The organism is Hydrogenophaga sp. Root209 (genome assembly GCF_001428625.1).
Classification (GTDB): Bacteria; Pseudomonadota; Gammaproteobacteria; order Burkholderiales; family Burkholderiaceae_C; genus Hydrogenophaga.
The window spans coordinates 120,787-136,667 of sequence record NZ_LMIE01000005.1; the positions used below are offsets into that span (position 1 = coordinate 120,787).

Below are 15,881 nucleotides of genomic sequence, written 5' to 3' on the forward strand. Positions count from 1 at the left end.
GGCGGCATGCTGGGCTAAAATCTCGCATCCGAGGAGCGTTGCAGCGTCCCCACTTGCGGGGCGTGAGGCTCGGACCATCCATGCAACGACGCTCATCCACATCCCGTGCGATGAGTGCCGACATCACCCTGGCCGATTGGGGCCGCAAGGAAGTCAAGATCGCCGAGACCGAAATGCCTGGCCTGATGGCCATCCGCGAAGAGTTCGCCAAGGCGCAGCCGCTCAAAGGTGCGCGCATCACCGGCAGCATCCACATGACGATCCAGACCGCGGTGCTGGTCGAGACCCTGCAGGCGCTGGGTGCCAGCGTGCGCTGGGCGTCGTGCAACATCTTCTCCACCCAGGACCACGCCGCCGCCGCGCTGGTGGCGCAGGGCACGCCGGTGTTCGCGCACAAGGGCGAGACCCTCACCGAGTACTGGGACTTCACGCACCGCATCTTTGAGTTCGGCGCCGCCGGCACCGAAGGCGAAGGCCCGAACATGATCCTGGACGATGGCGGCGACGCCACGCTGCTGATGATCCTGGGCCAGAAGGCCGAGAAGGACATTTCGGTGGTGGCCAACCCGACCAGCGAAGAAGAAACCTGCCTGTACGCGGCCATCAAGTCCAAGCTCGCGCAAGACCCGACCTGGTACAGCCGCAAGGCCGCGCAGATCATCGGCGTGACCGAAGAGACCACCACCGGCGTGCACCGCCTGAAGGAAATGAGCGCGAAAGGCACGCTGCCGTTCCGCGCCATCAACGTCAACGATTCGGTGACCAAGAGCAAGTTCGACAACCTCTATGGCTGCCGCGAATCGCTGGTCGACGGCATCAAGCGCGCCACGGACGTGATGATCGCCGGCAAGGTCGCCTGCGTGGCCGGCTACGGTGACGTGGGCAAGGGTTCGGCCCAGGCGCTGCGCGCGTTGTCGGCCCAGGTCTGGGTGACCGAGATCGACCCCATCAACGCCCTGCAGGCCGCGATGGAAGGCTACAAGGTCGTGACCATGGAGTACGCCGCCGACAAGGCCGACATCTTCGTGACCACCACCGGCAACAAGTCCATCATCACGCACGACCACATGGCCGCGATGAAGGATCAGGCCATCGTGTGCAACATCGGCCACTTCGACAACGAGATCGACATCGCCTCGATCGAGAAGTACAACTGGGACGAGATCAAGCCCCAGGTCGACCACGTGACCTTCCCCGACGGCAAGAAGATCATCATGCTGGCCAAGGGCCGCCTGGTGAACCTGGGCTGTGGCACCGGCCACCCCAGCTTCGTGATGTCGAGCTCGTTCGCGAACCAGACCATCGCGCAGATCGAGCTGTTCTCGCACCCCGACAGCTACGACATCGGCAAGGTGTACGTGCTGCCCAAGCACCTGGACGAGAAGGTCGCGCGCCTGCACCTGAAGAAGGTCGGCGCGATGCTGACCGAGCTGACCGACGAACAGGCGGCCTACATCGGCGTGCCCAAGCAGGGCCCGTACAAGCCCGACACCTACCGGTACTGAGCCCCATGCGGGCAGACCAACTGCTCGTCGAGCGCGGGCTGGCGGCTTCCAAGTCGCAAGCCCAACGGCTGATTGCATCGGGCGTGCGCTGGCGGCTGCTGCCGGGCGACTGGAAAACCGTCTCGAAGAACGGCGAAGAGCTGCGCGAGACGGTGGAACTGCAGGCGGTGGACAACGCCGAGACAAGGTTCGTCTCGCGCGGCGGCCTCAAGCTCGACGGTGCCCTGCAACGCGTGGCACTCGACGTGCGCGGCCTGCGCTGCCTCGATGTGGGCCAGAGCAGTGGGGGTTTCACCGACTGCCTGCTGCAGCGCGGCGCGCTTCAAGTGGTGGGTGTGGACGTGGGCCAGGGCCAGTTGCATCCGCGCCTGCGTGCTGACGCGCGGGTGGTCTGCATCGAGCGCTGCAACGCGCGCGAGCTGACCGCCGAAGCCCTGACCGACGCCGGTGGCGAAACCGCAACCGCACCGTTCGATCTGATCGTGGGCGACCTGTCGTTCATCTCGCAGACGTTGGTGTGGCCGGCGCTCATGCCGCTGCTCAAGGCGGGCGGGCATGTGCTCATGCTGGTCAAGCCGCAGTTCGAGCTGCAGCCCGAGCACATCGGCAAGGGCGGCCTGGTCAAGAGTGAGGCCAGCTACCCGCTGGTGCGCGAGCGCATCGAGCAGGTGGTCAAGGACAGCGGCCTCGTGCTGCTGGATTACTTCGAGAGTCCGATCACCGGGGGTGACGGCAACCGCGAATTTCTGGTGTTCGCCCGCAGCCCGGCCTGAAGCCGCTGGCGGTGTCGAACCCGCACATTTCTGGAGAACCCCATGGGCCTGCCCGTGAGTCTTGAATTTTTTCCGCCCAAGACGCCCGAGGGCGTGGACAAGCTGCGCGCGGTGCGCCAGCAGCTCTATGGATTGAAGCCCGAGTTCTGCTCGGTCACCTACGGTGCCGGTGGTTCCACGCAGGAAGGCACCTTCAACACGGTGCGCGACATCCTCGCCGAGTCGGTGCCCGCGGCCTCGCATTTTTCGTGCATCGGCGCCACCAGGGCATCGGTGCGGGAGCAGCTGGCCACACTCAAGGCCATGGGCGTGAAGCGCCTGGTGGCGTTGCGCGGTGACCTGCCCAGCGGCTACGGCGCAGGTGGCGAGTTCCACTACGCCAGCGACCTGGTGTCCTTCATCCGCAGCGAAACCGGCGACGACTTCCACATCGAGGTGGCGGCCTACCCCGAGGTGCATCCACAGGCGAAGTCGCCCGAGTCCGACCTGCAGGCCTACGCGACCAAGGTGCGCGCGGGCGCGCACTCGGCCATCACCCAGTATTTCTACAACAGCGACGCCTACTTCCGCTTCGTGGACGACGCCTTCAAGCTGGGCGCCGATGTGCCGGTGGTGCCCGGCATCATGCCCATCACCAGCTCCACCCAGCTCATGCGTTTCTCGGATGCGAGTGGCGCCGAGATCCCGCGCTGGATCCGCCTGCGGTTGCAGGCTTTTGGTGACGACACCGCGTCGATCAAGGCCTTCGGCCTGGACGTGGTGACCGACCTGTGCGACCAGTTGCGCAACGGGGGTGTGCCGGCGCTGCACTTCTACACCATGAACCAGAGCGTGGCCACGCTGGAAATCGCGAAGCGGCTGCAGTTGTCATGAGCTTCAAATCCGCGTTCACGCTCGCACTGGCCACCGTGTTGTGGCTCGGCGGCTGTGCGACGCGGGCGCCCTCGGTGTCGCCCACGCCCGAAGGGGATGACCCCGGTGCGGTGCTGGACGCGCGCGAGATCGAACGGGGCCTGGCCTCGTGGTACGGCGAGCCCTTTCATGGACGACGCACCGCCAGCGGTGAGGTCTTCAACATGAACGAGCTCACCGCTGCCCACAAGACCCTGCCTTTCGGCACGCGCTTGAGGGTGCGCAACCTCGCCACGGGCCAGGATGTGCTGGTGCGCATCAACGACCGTGGCCCTCATGTCAGGGGCCGCATCATCGACCTGAGCCGCGCCGCCGCCGCGCAAGTCGGCCTGCTGCGCACCGGCACGGCGACGGTGGTGCTGCTGGCCGAATGAGCGCCGAGTTGCCGGCGGGTGCCCCGGGCGGGCCCTTGGTGCTGCGCTGGCTGCACGTGTTGACGGCCGTGGTCGCGCACGGCAGCGTGGCCCGGGCGGCCGCCGAACTCTGCCTGTCGCCCTCGGCGGTTTCGCGCGCGGTGCGCCAGACCGAGGCCGCCATCGGCATCGACCTGTTCGAACGCGGCGCGCGCGGCATGACCGCGCTGCCAGCGGCGCGCCAGCTCGCGCTGCGTGCGCAGCGGGCCCAAGAACAACTGCTCAAGGCCGATGCCGCCGGGCGGGCCAGGGCGGCCACCCCGCGTCGTGCGCTGCGCGTGTCGCAGATCACCGATGGCATGCTGCACGCGCTGGTGTCCATCGCGCGCAGCGGCAACGAAACGCTGGCGGCTGCCGCACTCGGCGTGACGCAGCCGGCCGTGCACCTGCGCCTGCGCGGGCTGACCCACCTCGCGGGCACGCCGCTGGTGCGCCGCACCGACCGGGGCGTGCGCCTCACCGATGCGGGCGAGCGCTGGGCCGCCGCCGCCGAACTGGCCCTGAGCGAGTTGCGGGTGGCCGAGGAAGAGCTGGCCGGCTGGCGTGGCCTGGCGGTGGGTCAACTGGCGGTGGGTGCCCTGCCCATGGCCGGCACCGAGCTGGTTCCACGCGCGCTTGGTCGGCTGCTGGAACGCCTGCCCGGCGTGCAGGCCACGGTGGCGGACGGCACCTACGAAACGCTGCTGCACCTGTTGCGCCATGGCGAGATCGACCTCGTTGTGGGCCCATTGCGCGGCGCGCTCGCGGCGGCCGACATCGAGGAGCAGACGCTGTTTGTCGACCACCTGGTGCCGGTGGTGCGCGCCGGGCATCCGTGGCTGGGCCGCTCGAAGGCGGCGCTGCGCCGGGACCTGTCGGGTGCCGACTGGATCTCGCCGTTGCGCGGCTCGCCCGCGCGCCTGGCATTCGAGGCGGCGTTTCGCGCCACCGGGCACGAGCCGCCAGCGGCGCGGCTGCACGCCAACAGCCCGTCGGCGGTGCGCGCCTTGTTGCTGCAGTCCGACCGGGTGGCCCTGCTGTCGCCACTGCAGGTGCTCAGCGACGTGGCCGGCGGTGTGCTCGCCGTGCTGCCCCTGCCGCTGGCGGGCACCGAGCGGGCCATCGGCATCACCACGCGGCGCGCTGGCCTGCCGTCGCCGGCCGGTCGGGTGTTCATGGACGAACTGCGCGCGGTGGTGGTAGGTCTTCAACTGACGGACGCGACGCCGGTATAAGCAATACGGCAGGCTGATGTGGGCAATTGCAGCCCGAGCGGTCAACACGGTGGCGATACTGGAAAGCCACCTCCGGGCAAGTCAGCGGCGAGCACGCTGCGCGCCCCCGCATCAGGAAATCGCATGCACTCTCCTTCTTCATTGACCCGCCGCACCGTGCTGTTGGCTGCGGCAGCCAGCGTGGCGGCGCCCGCGCTGCGGGCCCAGACCCTGCCCCGCACCATCCGGCTGGTGGTGCCGTTCCCGCCCGGTGGTTCGCCCGACATCCTGGCCCGCGCCTTGCAACCCCGGCTGGCCGCCGCGCTCGGTGTGACCGTGGTGATCGACAACAAGCCGGGGGCCGGTGGGTCGCTCGGAGCGACCGATGTCGCGCGCTCTGCGCCCAATGGCGCGACCTTGCTCATGGGCCACACCGGCACGCTGGCCGTCAACCCGGCGATTTACCCCAGCCTGGCCTACGACCCGCAAAAGAGTTTTGCACCGATCGCCTGGGTGGCTCGCGTGCCCAACGTGCTGGTGATCAACTCGTCGCTGCCCATCACCACGTTGAAACAATTGATTGAGCGTGCCAAGGCACAGCCCGGCCAGCTCACGCACGCGTCGGGCGGCAACGGCAGCGCCGCCCACATAGCCTTCGAATACCTCAAGCAGCGCGCGGGCATGTTCATGCTGCACATCCCTTACCGCGGCACGGCGCCCTCGATCACCGATGTGATCGGTGGACGCGTCGATTGCACCTTCACCGGTGCCCCGGCCGTGTTGCAGCACGTGCAGGGCGGGCGTCTGCGTGCGTTGGCGGTGTCCAGCCCGCAGCGCCTGCCCATCCTGCCCAACGTGCCCACGGTCGCCGAGAGCGGTTACCCCGGCTTCGAGGCCGATCAGTGGTACGGCGTGGTCGGCCCGGCTGGCATGGCGCCCGAGCTGGTCGCGCGGCTCAACGCCGAAATCAACGCGGCGCTGGTCCATCCCGATGTGCTGGAGCCGCTCACCCGCGAAGGTGCCACGCCCATGCCGTCGAAGCCGCAGGATTTTGCGGCGTTGATCGCGCGCGAGATTCCGCGTTGGGCCGAGGTGGTCCGGGTCGGCAACGTCAAGCCTTCCTGAGCGGCGTTGCCGGCCAGCCCACCGCCTGAGGGCGCGGCCATTGCGCAAGACTTCACCGCGGGCTCGCTGCTGGCGCGCGCTCGCGCTGTTCACCTGGACAGCGCCAACAAGGACAGCACCGGCCTGAAGCTGTCGATCAACAACAAGACGCTGCCCGAAGTCGACTTCACCGATTTCTTCAGCCCCAATCTGGCCGTCGAGCTGGTGTTGACCGTGCCGCAAAAGCATCGCGTGTACGCCGGCGCCGCGCAGATCGGTAACTTGACGCACCTGCCGCCCACGCTGACGCTGCAGTACCACGTCAACCACAGCAGCGGCATCAAGCCCTACGTGGGCGCGGGTCTGGCCTTCCAGGCGGGTGTTGACTTCCCTCTGTCCAAAAACCTGTACTCAACGTCGATGTGAAGAAGGTCTACATCAAGACCGACGTGATCGCTGGCGGCACCAACATAGGCACTTTCAAGGTCGATCCAGTGCTGGTCGGTGTGGGGCTGGGCTGGTGCTTCTGAAGCGGCGCTTCAGCGCTCGTCGTAGCTGATCACCAGGCGTTCGCTCGTGGGGCGCGCCTGGCAGCTCAGCACGAAACCCTTGTCGGTTTCCCAGGGCTCCAGCGTGTAGTTCTTCTCCATTGCCACCGAGCCCTCCACCACCTTGGCGCGGCAGGTGCAGCACACGCCCCCTCGGCACGACCAGGGCAGGTCGAGCCCGGCATTGAGTGCCACGTCGAGCACGCGCTCGTTGCGGTTCATGCGCAGTTCGTGTGGCTTGCCGTCGAGCAGCACGGTGAGCGCCACGTCGCCCTCGGTGCGCACGGCCGCATCGGCATGACCGAGCACCGCTGCCCTGCGCGCTTCGGCCGTCAAGGCTTCGAGCGTGGGCGAAGTGAAACGCTCGGTGTGCACGCGGTCGGGACGAACGCCTGCATCGAGCAAGGCTTTCTCGGTCGCTTCAATCATGGCTTCGGGCCCGCAGATGAACACCTCGTCCATGCTGGCCACCGGCAGCAGCGTGGCAATGAGCGCTCGCACTTTGTCGCCGTCGATGCGGCCTTCGAGCAGCGGCACCTCCTGCGCCTGCCGCGAGAGGATGTGGATCAGCGTGAGCCGCCCGGCGTAGCGGTCCTTCAGGTCCTGCAGCGCTTCGTTGAACATCACGCTGTCCATGCGGCGGTTGCCATAGACCAAGGTGAATTTGGCCTGTGGCGATTCTTCGAGCGTGCTGGCCATGAGCGAGAGGATGGGCGTGATGCCCGACCCCGCTGCGAAGCCCACACGGTGCAGCGCGCGAGGCTTTTGCACGGTGAAGCGGCCGTCCGGCGGCATCACCTTCAGTGTGTCGCCGGCCTTCAGCTCGCTGGCGGCCCAGTTGGAAAACACGCCGCCGTCCACCGGCCGGATGCCCAGCGTGAGCTCACCGCGTTGCGTGAGCAGGCTGCGTGGGCTGCTGATGGAATAGCTGCGTCGCACGTCCTGCCCGCCAATGGTGGCGCGCACAGTGAGGAACTGGCCGGGCTCGAACGCAAACGCCGCGTGCTGCTCGGGCGGGATGGTCAGGGTGATGGCCACCGCGCCAGCGGCCTCGGGGCTGATGCGGGCGATGGGCAGCTCGTGGAAGCGGGGTGCGGTGCTCATGGCATCAATAGGGTTTGAAATAGTCGAAGGGTTCGAGGCAGTCGAGGCAGCGGTACATGGACTTGCATGCTGTCGAGCCGAAGGGGGAGGTCTCGGTGGTGTGGGTGGAGCCGCATTGCGGGCAGGGCACGTCCACACGTTGCAGGGCCTGGCGAGAAAACTTCAGCACGTTGGTGCTGCTGCCGCACTGTGGCGGCGCGATGCCATAGGCGCGCAGCTTCTCGCGCGCGACCTCGCTCATCCAGTCGGTCGTCCAGGCCGGCGCGAGTTGCGTGACCACGCGCGCGCTGATGCCGGCCTTTACCAAGGCGGCGCGCACATCGTCCTCGATCTGGCCCATGGCCGGGCAGCCACTGTAGGTGGGCGTGATCACCACCTCGGGTGTGCCGTCGCACCCTTGACGCACCTCGCGCAGGATGCCCAGTTCGCTCAGGTTGACCACTGGAATTTCGGGGTCGCTCAGGTCGGCGAGCGCGGCCCAGATATCGGCGTGGTCGTGAACGGCGGCCATAGTCATGGTGCTGCTCACCAGACCGCTTGCGGATGCGCGCGCGCCAGGCTCTGCATCTCCGCGAGCAGGAAGCCCATGTGTTCCGAATGCACACCCAGCTTGCCCTGCGGCACGTAGCCTTGCACGGCCGGGCGCTTGAGCGTGGCCTCGTTCACGGTGTCGTCCACCAGCGCGTCCCAGTCGGCTTTGAGGGCGGCCACATCGACGCCCGTGCCGCTGTTCACCGCCTGCGTTTCGGCCTCGCTGCCGATCCAGAATTCCTGGCAGTAGGGCAGCAGGTGGTTGAGCGCGGCTTGCGCGCGTGCGTGCGATTCGTCGGTGCCGTCGCCAAAGCGCACCAGCCAGTCGCTGGCGTGGCGCAGGTGGTAGCGCACCTCCTTCAGCGACTTGGCGGCGATGGCGGCCAGGTGCGCGTCGGCCGAGGTCTGCAGCCTGTCCCACACCAGCACCATGAGCGCGCTGTAGAGGAAGTTGCGGGCGATGGTGGTGGCGTAGTCGCGGTCGCCCGACGCCGTGCTGGCCAGAGGCCCGCTGTGCGGCAGCTCCAGCAGCGTGAGGTTGCGGAACTCGGCGGTGTCACGGAAATAGGCCAGCGTGTCCTCGGTCACGCGGCCATCGGAGCGTGCACCCTGCAGATGCTGGAAGCGCTGCGCGAGGTCGGCATCGTCGTTGATGAGCGCGGCGGCGTGCTGGTACAGCATGCGGGCCTGGCCGAGCAGATCGAGGCTGTTGTTGGCCAGGGCAAGGTCTTCTTCCAGCACGGGCCCGTGGCCGCACCACTCGGCGTTGCGCTGGCCGAGCACCAAGGCGTTGTCGGCCAGGTGCAGCAGGTAGTTCACTGGTGCGTGGGTAGGAGCCGACACCATCACATGTGCCCCACTTTGTCGGGGATCTCGTAGAACGTGGGATGGCGGTACACCTTGTCGGCCGCCGGATCGAAGAAGCTGTCCTTGCTGTCGGGCTCGCTGGCCGTGATGCTGTTGGACGGCACGACCCAGATGCTCACGCCTTCCTGCCGGCGTGTGTAGACGTCCCGCGCCATCTGCAGTGCGTGGGGCGCGTCGCTGGCGTGCAGGCTGCCGCAGTGCTTGTGTTCCAGACCCTGCTTGCTGCGCACGAAGACCTCCCACAGGGGCCATTCCTTCAGTGAAGTGTTCGGTGTGCTCATGCGGCCTCCTTCATGGCGCGTGCCTGTTGTTTGGCCGCATGGGCCAGGGCCGCGTCACGCACCCACTGGCCGTCGCTCCAGGCCTTCACGCGCGTGGCCAGGCGTTCCTTGTTGCAGGGGCCATCGCCATTGACCACGGCCCAGAACTCGTCCCAGTCGATCTGTCCGTAGTCGTGGTGGCCGCGTGCCTCGTTCCATTTCAGTTCGGGGTCGGGCAGGGTGACGCCCAGCACCTCGGCCTGCGGCACGGTTGCGTCCACAAATTTCTGGCGCAGGTCGTCGTTGGAAATGCGCTTGATGCCCCAGCGCATGCCCTGCACGCTGTTGGGGCTGTCGGCGTCGGGCGGGCCGAACATGGCCAGGCACTTCCACCACCAGCGGTTCACCGCGTCCTGCACCATGGCCTTCTGCTCGGCCGTGCCCTGCATCATGGCCATCAGCGACTCGAAGCCCTGGCGCTGGTGGAAGCTCTCTTCCTTGCAGACGCGGATCATGGCGCGCGCGTAGGGGCCGAAGCTGCAACGGCACAGCGGTATCTGGTTCATGATCGCCGCGCCGTCCACCAGCCAGCCGACCACGCCGACGTCGGCCCAGGTCAGGGTGGGGTAGTTGAAGATCGAGCTGTACTTGGCCTTGCCCGAGTGCAAGGCATCGAACATTTGGTCGCGGCTGGTGCCCAGGGTTTCGGCCGCGCTGTAGAGGTACAGGCCATGGCCACCTTCGTCCTGCACCTTGGCCACCAGGATGGTCTTGCGCTTGAGACTCGGTGCGCGGCTGATCCAGTTGCCCTCGGGCAGCATGCCCACGATCTCGCTGTGCGCGTGCTGGCTGATCTGGCGCACCAGCGTCTTGCGGTACGCATCGGGCATCCAGTCGCGCGGTTCGATCTTGCCGTCGGCGTCGATCACGGCGTCAAAGTGCGCCTGCAGGGCGGGATCGTGTGGCACCGACTTGAGCGGGTTGCCGGCTTTGGTGTCGGCATCCGGAACGTTGAACGACTGGGTGTACATGCGCGTCTCCTGCGCCACGGGCCGGGCGCGTGGATTGCAGTATATCCAATTAGCCGACCGATCGGTCGGCTAATTTTCCTGCACAAATTCAACGTGTCTCCGCACCGCACCGATGCAGATCAATGCGGCGCGCTCGGTGGCCCGCACCTGCGGCAGTGCCGCGATGGCGGCCACCGCACTCCTGACCTGGAACGACCGCCTGTTTTCCGCCGCTGCGCGCCATTCGCGCGACACGGCGACCAGAAACTACTTTTCCCACATCGGTCTGGATGGTCGCAACCCGGCACAGCGCGTTGCCCACGAAGGCTGCGCATGGTCCTGGGTGGGGGAGAACATCGCCGCAGGGCAAACCGCCGTGTCGACGGTGATGGGCAGTTGGCTGGCCAGTCCGGGCCATTGCGCGAACACCATGCGACCCGAGTTCCGGGAGGTGGGCGTGAGCTGGGTGCAGCAGCCGGGACGTACCTATGGTCGTTACTGGACCATGGCGCTGGGCCGTCCGCAGTGATCGCTTCAGCCGCCCGATTCCAGGGTTTGTGACTTGCCGCGACCACGGCCCAGGTGTGCCAGCAACTGAGGCAAGGCCGTCTGCAACACGGCCTTGAGCGTGTGGGGCGGGTTGATCACGAACATGCCGCTGGCGGTCAATCCGGGCCGGTCTTCAGGACCGTGCGTCGGGTCCTGGCCGATGGCCAGCGCGGCGTTGAGCCACGGCTTCTGCGCTTGATTGGCCAGCGTCTTGAGCCGGCGCGGCAAATCGTGGGCCTCGGGTCGCGGAATCACCGGGTACCAGACCAGGTAGGTGCCGGTCGGAAACCGTTTGATGGCTTCTTGTATGCAGGCGCTCACTTTCCCGTAATCGCTCTTGATCTCGTAACTCGGGTCGATCAGCACCACGGCGCGTTTGGAGCCGGTGGCAGACGGCGGTGGCGGCAGCAGGGGGCGCAGGCCCTCAAAGCCGTCTTCGCGCGCTACCGCAATCTGCCGCCCGGCGTCGAGTTGGGCGATGTTGGCGGCCAGTGTCTTGCTGTCGGTGGGGTGCAGTTCAAACAGCTTGAGCCGGTCGCGCGATTCGGTCCGCATGAGCTGCTGCATCACGAAGGGCGAGCCGGGGTAGACGCGCAACGCGCCGGAGGGGTTGAAGCCCGCGATGATGTCGAGATAGTCGTCGATCGCGGGCGACACGTCCTTGGCCGGTGGCTGGTCGGCGGCTCGAAGGGCCGCCATCAGCTTGACCACGCCGTCCTTGGCCTCGCCCCCGGTCTCGGTGTAGTCGCCATCCAGACGGTACAGACCGGCGCCGGCATGGGTATCGACCAAGGTGATGCCGGCCTCTTTCTGCATCAGATGGCGCAGCGTGGCGATGAGGGTGGTGTGCTTGAGCACGTCGGCGTGGTTGCCGGCGTGGAAGGCATGGCGATAGCTGAACATGCACGGATGGTAGCCGTTTGGCCACATCGCCAGACCCCCGGCGCGAACGATTTGCCATGCAGGGCGGTAATTTCGTACAATCGAAGGCTTCGCAGCGAACTGCTGGCTCCGCGGCGAAGTATCCAAAACCCACCTAAGAGCGTTCCGTCAGAGAACGACCGACCGTGGAAAAGAGCCGCCAAACCACCTCTTCAAGAGAAAACTCATGACCAAAACGTTCAGCGCAAAACCCGCTGACGTGACGCACGAGTGGTTTGTGATTGACGCGACCGACAAGGTCCTCGGACGAGTAGCCAGTGAAGTTGCTCTCCGTTTGCGCGGCAAACACAAGGCCATTTATACGCCTCACGTCGATACCGGTGACTTCATCGTCATCATCAACGCAGCCAAGATCCGCGTCACGGGCAACAAAGCCCTCGACAAGGTGTACTACCGCCACTCGGGTTACCCCGGCGGTATTTATGGCACCAACTTCCGCGACATGCAGGCCAAGCACCCTGGCCGCGCACTCGAAAAGGCCGTCAAGGGCATGCTGCCCAAAGGCCCGCTCGGTTACGCCATGATCAAGAAGCTCAAGGTGTACGGCGGTGCAGAGCACCCGCACACCGCCCAACAGCCGCAAGTGCTGGAACTCTAAAGGAGCCTTGAGATGATTGGTGAATGGAACAATGGAACCGGCCGTCGCAAATCCAGCGTCGCCCGTGTTTTCCTGAAAAAAGGCAGCGGCCACATCACGGTCAATGGCAAGGACATTCAGGCCTACTTCGGCCGTGAAACCTCCATCATGATCGCCAAGCAGCCCCTGCTGCTGACCAACCACGCCGAGACGTTCGACATCCAGGTCAACGTGCACGGTGGTGGCGAATCCGGTCAAGCTGGCGCCGTGCGCCACGGCATCACCCGCGCCCTGATCGACTACGACGCCACGCTCAAGCCGGGCCTGTCGCAAGCCGGTTTCGTGACGCGCGATGCCCGCGAAGTGGAACGGAAAAAAGTCGGTCTGCGCTCTGCGCGTCGTCGCAAGCAGTTCAGCAAACGCTAATCTGTCTGGCCTCAACTGCAAAAGCCGCCTTCAAGTCGAACTTGGGGCGGTTTTTGCTTTCTGGGACTGGGTTGCGTTTGCTTTCATTTTGAAAGGTTTGCATGCGGTTTCGGCTTCTGCGCAGAAAACTCACCGTCAGCGCGCCGCGTATGGCGGTGCGCAGCGCGTTGCCGTGGCCGTTTCGCTGGCTGCTCGGTGCGGTGGTGCTCGGCTTTTCCGGATCGCTGGCCATGTGGGCGTTCGAGTTTGGTCGCGACATCGCCGGCCTGGATCGAGCGTCCAAGCAGGAGCTCACCCAGCTGCGTTCCGAAGTGCAAGCCTTGCGTGTCGAACTGCTCAACGCTCAGTCGGTGGCCAACACCTCCGAGAGTCTGCTCACCACCGAGCGCAGCCTGCAAGAACAGCTGGCCATGCGCATCCGCCAGCTCGAAGCCGACAATGAACTGCTGCGCACCGATCTCGGTTTCTTCGAGCGCCTGATCCCGGGTTCGGGCGGAGATGCCTTGAGCATTCGCAGTCTGCAGGCCGAGCGCGTGTCCGACACCCAGTGGCGGTGGCAGGCGCTCATGATGCAAGCCACCAAGAATGCACCGGACTTCAAGGGCGCACTTGCAATCACTTTCACCGGTACGCTTGACGGCAAGCCCTGGTCGCTGGCGCAGGCGCCCGTGCCGCAGCCCGTGTTGATCAAAGGCTATCTGCGCCTCGAAGGCATCGTCGACGTGCCCGCGCAGGCCATGGTAAAAAACGTGACGGCCAAGATTCTTCAAGGAAGCTTGGTGCGGTCGGTACAAACATTCCAGCTGTAGCAGCAGCGATACGTCGTTCGGAGAAGCCCATGTTCGGCAAGAAGAAACAGCCCCCCATCAAGAGCCTGATCGCCCAAGGCACGCGCATCGAGGGCAACGTCTTGTTCCACGACGGGCTGCGTGTCGATGGCGAAGTGGTCGGCGATATCCGTGCCAGCGACGAGCACCCCAGTATTCTGGTGATCAGCGAGGTGGCGGTGATCACCGGCCAGATCCTGGCCGATCACGTGATCATCAATGGCCACGTCAAGGGCCCGGTGCAGGCGTTCGAACTGCTGGAGCTGCAGCCCAAGGCGCGCATCGAGGGAGACGTGTCGTACAAGGCGCTTGAAATGCACCAAGGCGCCACCATCACCGGTCAGCTCAAGCCCATGGTTGGCGGTTTGGAGGACAAACCCACACTGAAACTGGCGGCAAACAACGGTTGAGCGCATTTCCGAGCGATTTGATTTAGTATCTTTCTCATCTTCCGGAGCGCAGTGCGCCCGGTCTTTCTCCGTGGACCTGATTGAGGGCCACATCATCCCAAGAGGTCATCCATGAGTGCAGTGGCAGAAAACATCCAGACTGAAATGCCGGCGCCGCTGGTGTTCACCGACAGCGCCGCCGCCAAGGTGGCGGAGTTGGTGGCTGAAGAAGGCAACCCCGACCTGAAGCTGCGCGTGTTCGTGCAGGGCGGCGGATGCTCCGGCTTCCAGTACGGTTTCACCTTCGACGAAGTGACCAACGAAGACGACACCACCATGACCAAGAATGGCGTGTCGCTGTTGATCGACGCCATGAGCTACCAGTACCTGGTGGGCGCCGAGATTGACTACAAGGAAGACTTGGAAGGCGCGCAGTTCGTGATCAAGAACCCCAACGCCAACAGCACTTGCGGTTGCGGGTCCAGCTTCAGCGTCTGATTCGCCCAAGCCATTCGCGGCAACAAAAAAGGGGAGCTTCAAGCTCCCCTTTTTTGTTGCCTGCGTGTTGCTGGCCTATTCGGCGCTGGCCTGCTGAACGCTGGCTGCGGCGTTGAGCTGCACCCGCTGCAGTTGGGCCACGGCATCGAAGCGGGCACGGGCCGACGGATTGATTGGAATGGACTCGCTCTGGCGAGCGATGGCCAGGGGATCTTGATGAACGCCGTTGTCGCGGAACTCGAAATGCAGGTGTGGGCCGGTGGATGCACCGGTGGAACCCACGGCGCCAATCCAGTCGCCCTGGCTGACCTTCTGGCCCTGGCGCACGCCAATGCGGCTCAGGTGGGCGAATACCGTGGTCTGGTTGCTGCGGTGGCGAATGTAGATCACGTTGCCATAGCCGCGCTGCACGCCGGCGAATTCGACCACGCCGTCGCCGATGGTGCGCACCGGCGTGCCGGTGGGCGCGGCATAGTCCACGCCCATGTGGGCCCTGCGCCCTCCCGTGATGGGGTGAAAGCGCATGCCATAGCCGCTGCTCACGCGTGAGAACTCCAGCGGGGAAGACAGGTAGAACTTGCGTGAGCTCTCGCCATTGAAGCCATAGTAGGCGCCGCGCTGGCCGGGTTCTTCAAACCACACGCCTTCGTGCTTGCGGCCGTTGTTGACGAACTCGGCGCTGAGCACACGGCCGGTGCGCATGCTCTCGCCATCGGCCTCCAGGCTTTCATAAACCACGCTGAAGCGGTCGCCCTGGCGCAGGTCGCGGCGGAAGTCGATATCGCTGGAGAACATCTCGGCCAGTTGCACGGCGACTGGGTCGGGGATGTTGGCCGCGTCGGTGGCGGCGAACAGGGAGCTGCGGATCACGCCACTGGCCAGGCGGGCCGAAGCGGTGAGGTCGCCGGTTTCGAGCCGTGACTTGAAGCCCTGGGGGCTGTTCTCGATCACCAGGCGGGAGAACTTGCGGTCGTCGCCGGCGAGCCAGCGCGAGGTCAGGCGTTGCAGTTCCTGGCGGTCGTTGGTTTCAACGCTCACCAGGCGACCAGCGCGGCCTTGCAGCAACTGGCGGGCCGTGGGGTCGTTGCGCAGGAAACCCTGAGCTTCGGAGTCGACAACGCCCAGACGCTGCAACAGGCTTTGCGCCGTGTCGTCGCGCCGCGTCATTTCGCTGCGGAACAGCACGAAGTCGGTGGCGGGGGCACCGAGCAGGCCTGCAGAAGCGAATGCGGAGGGGTCGAGGGTTTCGACGATCTGGCGCACGGGGAGGTTGGAGGCGTCGGGTGCGAGCGGCGCGATACCGAAGGCGGTGACGCCAGTGCCCAGCAGCAACGCGCCGATGCCGCCCATGATGCGGCGGGGGTGCCTGGCGAGGCTCTGACGGGTGGCGTCGGTGACCTGGGTCAGCGAGTGGAGCAGCGAGCGGATCAAAATCGTTGTTTCCTGGGAAAAG

General features: G+C 65.8%; 19 protein-coding genes, 1 pseudogene and 1 riboswitch. Of the genes and pseudogenes, 13 read left to right on the top strand and 7 right to left on the bottom strand.

Annotation, left to right across the window (positions count from 1 at the left end; genetic code table 11):
• Nucleotides 1-25: 25 nt before the first annotated feature.
• A riboswitch (S-adenosyl-L-homocysteine riboswitch) is annotated at nt 26-101 on the top strand.
• The 7 genes and pseudogenes from ahcY to ASE11_RS05795 all read left to right on the top strand — a co-directional run bounded on the left by ahcY (nt 81) and on the right by ASE11_RS05795 (nt 6,430).
• Nucleotides 81-1,505, top strand: a complete 1,425-nt coding sequence (ahcY, locus tag ASE11_RS05765) for an adenosylhomocysteinase (RefSeq protein ID WP_056267721.1) — start codon at nt 81-83, stop codon at nt 1,503-1,505. Its footprint overlaps the riboswitch before it by 21 nt.
• Before the next feature lie 5 nt (nt 1,506-1,510).
• Complete coding sequence (locus ASE11_RS05770; protein ID WP_056267723.1) at nt 1,511-2,278, top strand: TlyA family RNA methyltransferase; 768 nt, start codon at nt 1,511-1,513, stop codon at nt 2,276-2,278.
• A 42-nt stretch (nt 2,279-2,320) separates the two neighbouring features.
• On the top strand, nt 2,321-3,151 hold the full coding sequence (metF, locus tag ASE11_RS05775; protein WP_056267727.1) for a methylenetetrahydrofolate reductase [NAD(P)H]: 831 nt from the start codon (nt 2,321-2,323) through the stop codon (nt 3,149-3,151).
• Nucleotides 3,148-3,564: a septal ring lytic transglycosylase RlpA family protein gene (locus ASE11_RS05780; protein WP_056267731.1), complete on the top strand. Its 417-nt coding sequence runs from the start codon at nt 3,148-3,150 to the stop codon at nt 3,562-3,564. The genes metF and ASE11_RS05780 overlap by 4 nt, the downstream gene beginning before the upstream one ends.
• Nucleotides 3,561-4,817 (top strand): LysR family transcriptional regulator, encoded by a 1,257-nt coding sequence (locus tag ASE11_RS05785; RefSeq protein WP_082585553.1) that lies wholly within the window; start codon nt 3,561-3,563, stop codon nt 4,815-4,817. Before ASE11_RS05780 ends, ASE11_RS05785 begins: the two co-directional genes overlap by 4 nt.
• A gap of 123 nt (nt 4,818-4,940) precedes the next feature.
• Nucleotides 4,941-5,921, top strand: a complete 981-nt coding sequence (locus ASE11_RS05790) for a Bug family tripartite tricarboxylate transporter substrate binding protein (RefSeq protein WP_056267736.1) — start codon at nt 4,941-4,943, stop codon at nt 5,919-5,921.
• Nucleotides 5,922-5,927: 6 nt separating this feature from the next.
• Nucleotides 5,928-6,430: pseudogene (locus ASE11_RS05795) on the top strand (OmpW/AlkL family protein).
• Between the two features lie 9 nt (nt 6,431-6,439).
• On the opposite strand, the gene ASE11_RS05800 reads toward ASE11_RS05795, so the two are convergent.
• From ASE11_RS05800 to paaA, 5 genes are read right to left on the bottom strand one after another with little or no spacing between them, the layout of a single operon-like run.
• On the bottom strand, nt 6,440-7,552 hold the full coding sequence (locus ASE11_RS05800) for a 2Fe-2S iron-sulfur cluster-binding protein (protein ID WP_056267739.1): 1,113 nt from the start codon (nt 7,550-7,552) through the stop codon (nt 6,440-6,442).
• A 4-nt stretch (nt 7,553-7,556) separates the two neighbouring features.
• Nucleotides 7,557-8,069, bottom strand: a complete 513-nt coding sequence (gene paaD / locus ASE11_RS05805; protein WP_200959314.1) for a 1,2-phenylacetyl-CoA epoxidase subunit PaaD — start codon at nt 8,067-8,069, stop codon at nt 7,557-7,559.
• A gap of 8 nt (nt 8,070-8,077) precedes the next feature.
• Nucleotides 8,078-8,929, bottom strand: a complete 852-nt coding sequence (gene paaC, locus ASE11_RS05810) for a 1,2-phenylacetyl-CoA epoxidase subunit PaaC (protein ID WP_056267745.1) — start codon at nt 8,927-8,929, stop codon at nt 8,078-8,080.
• On the bottom strand, nt 8,929-9,231 hold the full coding sequence (gene paaB / locus ASE11_RS05815; protein WP_056267750.1) for a 1,2-phenylacetyl-CoA epoxidase subunit PaaB: 303 nt from the start codon (nt 9,229-9,231) through the stop codon (nt 8,929-8,931). The genes paaC and paaB overlap by 1 nt, the downstream gene beginning before the upstream one ends.
• Complete coding sequence (gene paaA / locus ASE11_RS05820) at nt 9,228-10,241, bottom strand: 1,2-phenylacetyl-CoA epoxidase subunit PaaA (RefSeq protein WP_056267752.1); 1,014 nt, start codon at nt 10,239-10,241, stop codon at nt 9,228-9,230. The genes paaB and paaA overlap by 4 nt, the downstream gene beginning before the upstream one ends.
• Nucleotides 10,242-10,353: 112 nt before the next feature.
• On the opposite strand from paaA, the gene ASE11_RS05825 reads away from it, so the two are divergent.
• Nucleotides 10,354-10,749, top strand: a complete 396-nt coding sequence (locus ASE11_RS05825) for a CAP domain-containing protein (protein ID WP_056267755.1) — start codon at nt 10,354-10,356, stop codon at nt 10,747-10,749.
• Between the two features lie 5 nt (nt 10,750-10,754).
• Here ASE11_RS05825 and ASE11_RS05830 read toward each other — a convergent pair whose 3' ends face one another.
• Nucleotides 10,755-11,672: a 23S rRNA (adenine(2030)-N(6))-methyltransferase RlmJ gene (locus ASE11_RS05830; RefSeq protein ID WP_056267760.1), complete on the bottom strand. Its 918-nt coding sequence runs from the start codon at nt 11,670-11,672 to the stop codon at nt 10,755-10,757.
• Between the two features lie 205 nt (nt 11,673-11,877).
• Here ASE11_RS05830 and rplM point away from each other — a divergent pair, with 205 nt between their 5' ends.
• The 5 genes from rplM to erpA all read left to right on the top strand — a co-directional run bounded on the left by rplM (nt 11,878) and on the right by erpA (nt 14,428).
• Nucleotides 11,878-12,309: a 50S ribosomal protein L13 gene (rplM, locus tag ASE11_RS05835; protein ID WP_056267763.1), complete on the top strand. Its 432-nt coding sequence runs from the start codon at nt 11,878-11,880 to the stop codon at nt 12,307-12,309.
• Nucleotides 12,310-12,321: 12 nt separating this feature from the next.
• Entirely contained in the window at nt 12,322-12,714 is a 393-nt protein-coding gene (gene rpsI / locus ASE11_RS05840; RefSeq protein ID WP_056267767.1) for a 30S ribosomal protein S9, read from the top strand.
• Nucleotides 12,715-12,815: 101 nt separating this feature from the next.
• Complete coding sequence (locus ASE11_RS05845; protein WP_056267770.1) at nt 12,816-13,523, top strand: DUF6776 family protein; 708 nt, start codon at nt 12,816-12,818, stop codon at nt 13,521-13,523.
• A 29-nt stretch (nt 13,524-13,552) separates the two neighbouring features.
• Complete coding sequence (locus ASE11_RS05850; protein ID WP_056267774.1) at nt 13,553-13,951, top strand: bactofilin family protein; 399 nt, start codon at nt 13,553-13,555, stop codon at nt 13,949-13,951.
• Between the two features lie 111 nt (nt 13,952-14,062).
• Entirely contained in the window at nt 14,063-14,428 is a 366-nt protein-coding gene (erpA, locus tag ASE11_RS05855; protein WP_056267778.1) for an iron-sulfur cluster insertion protein ErpA, read from the top strand.
• 75 nt (nt 14,429-14,503) lie between these two features.
• Here erpA and ASE11_RS05860 read toward each other — a convergent pair whose 3' ends face one another.
• Nucleotides 14,504-15,859, bottom strand: coding sequence for a M23 family metallopeptidase (locus ASE11_RS05860; protein WP_056267781.1), 1,356 nt, complete (start codon nt 15,857-15,859; stop codon nt 14,504-14,506).
• Nucleotides 15,860-15,881: the final 22 nt, after the last annotated feature.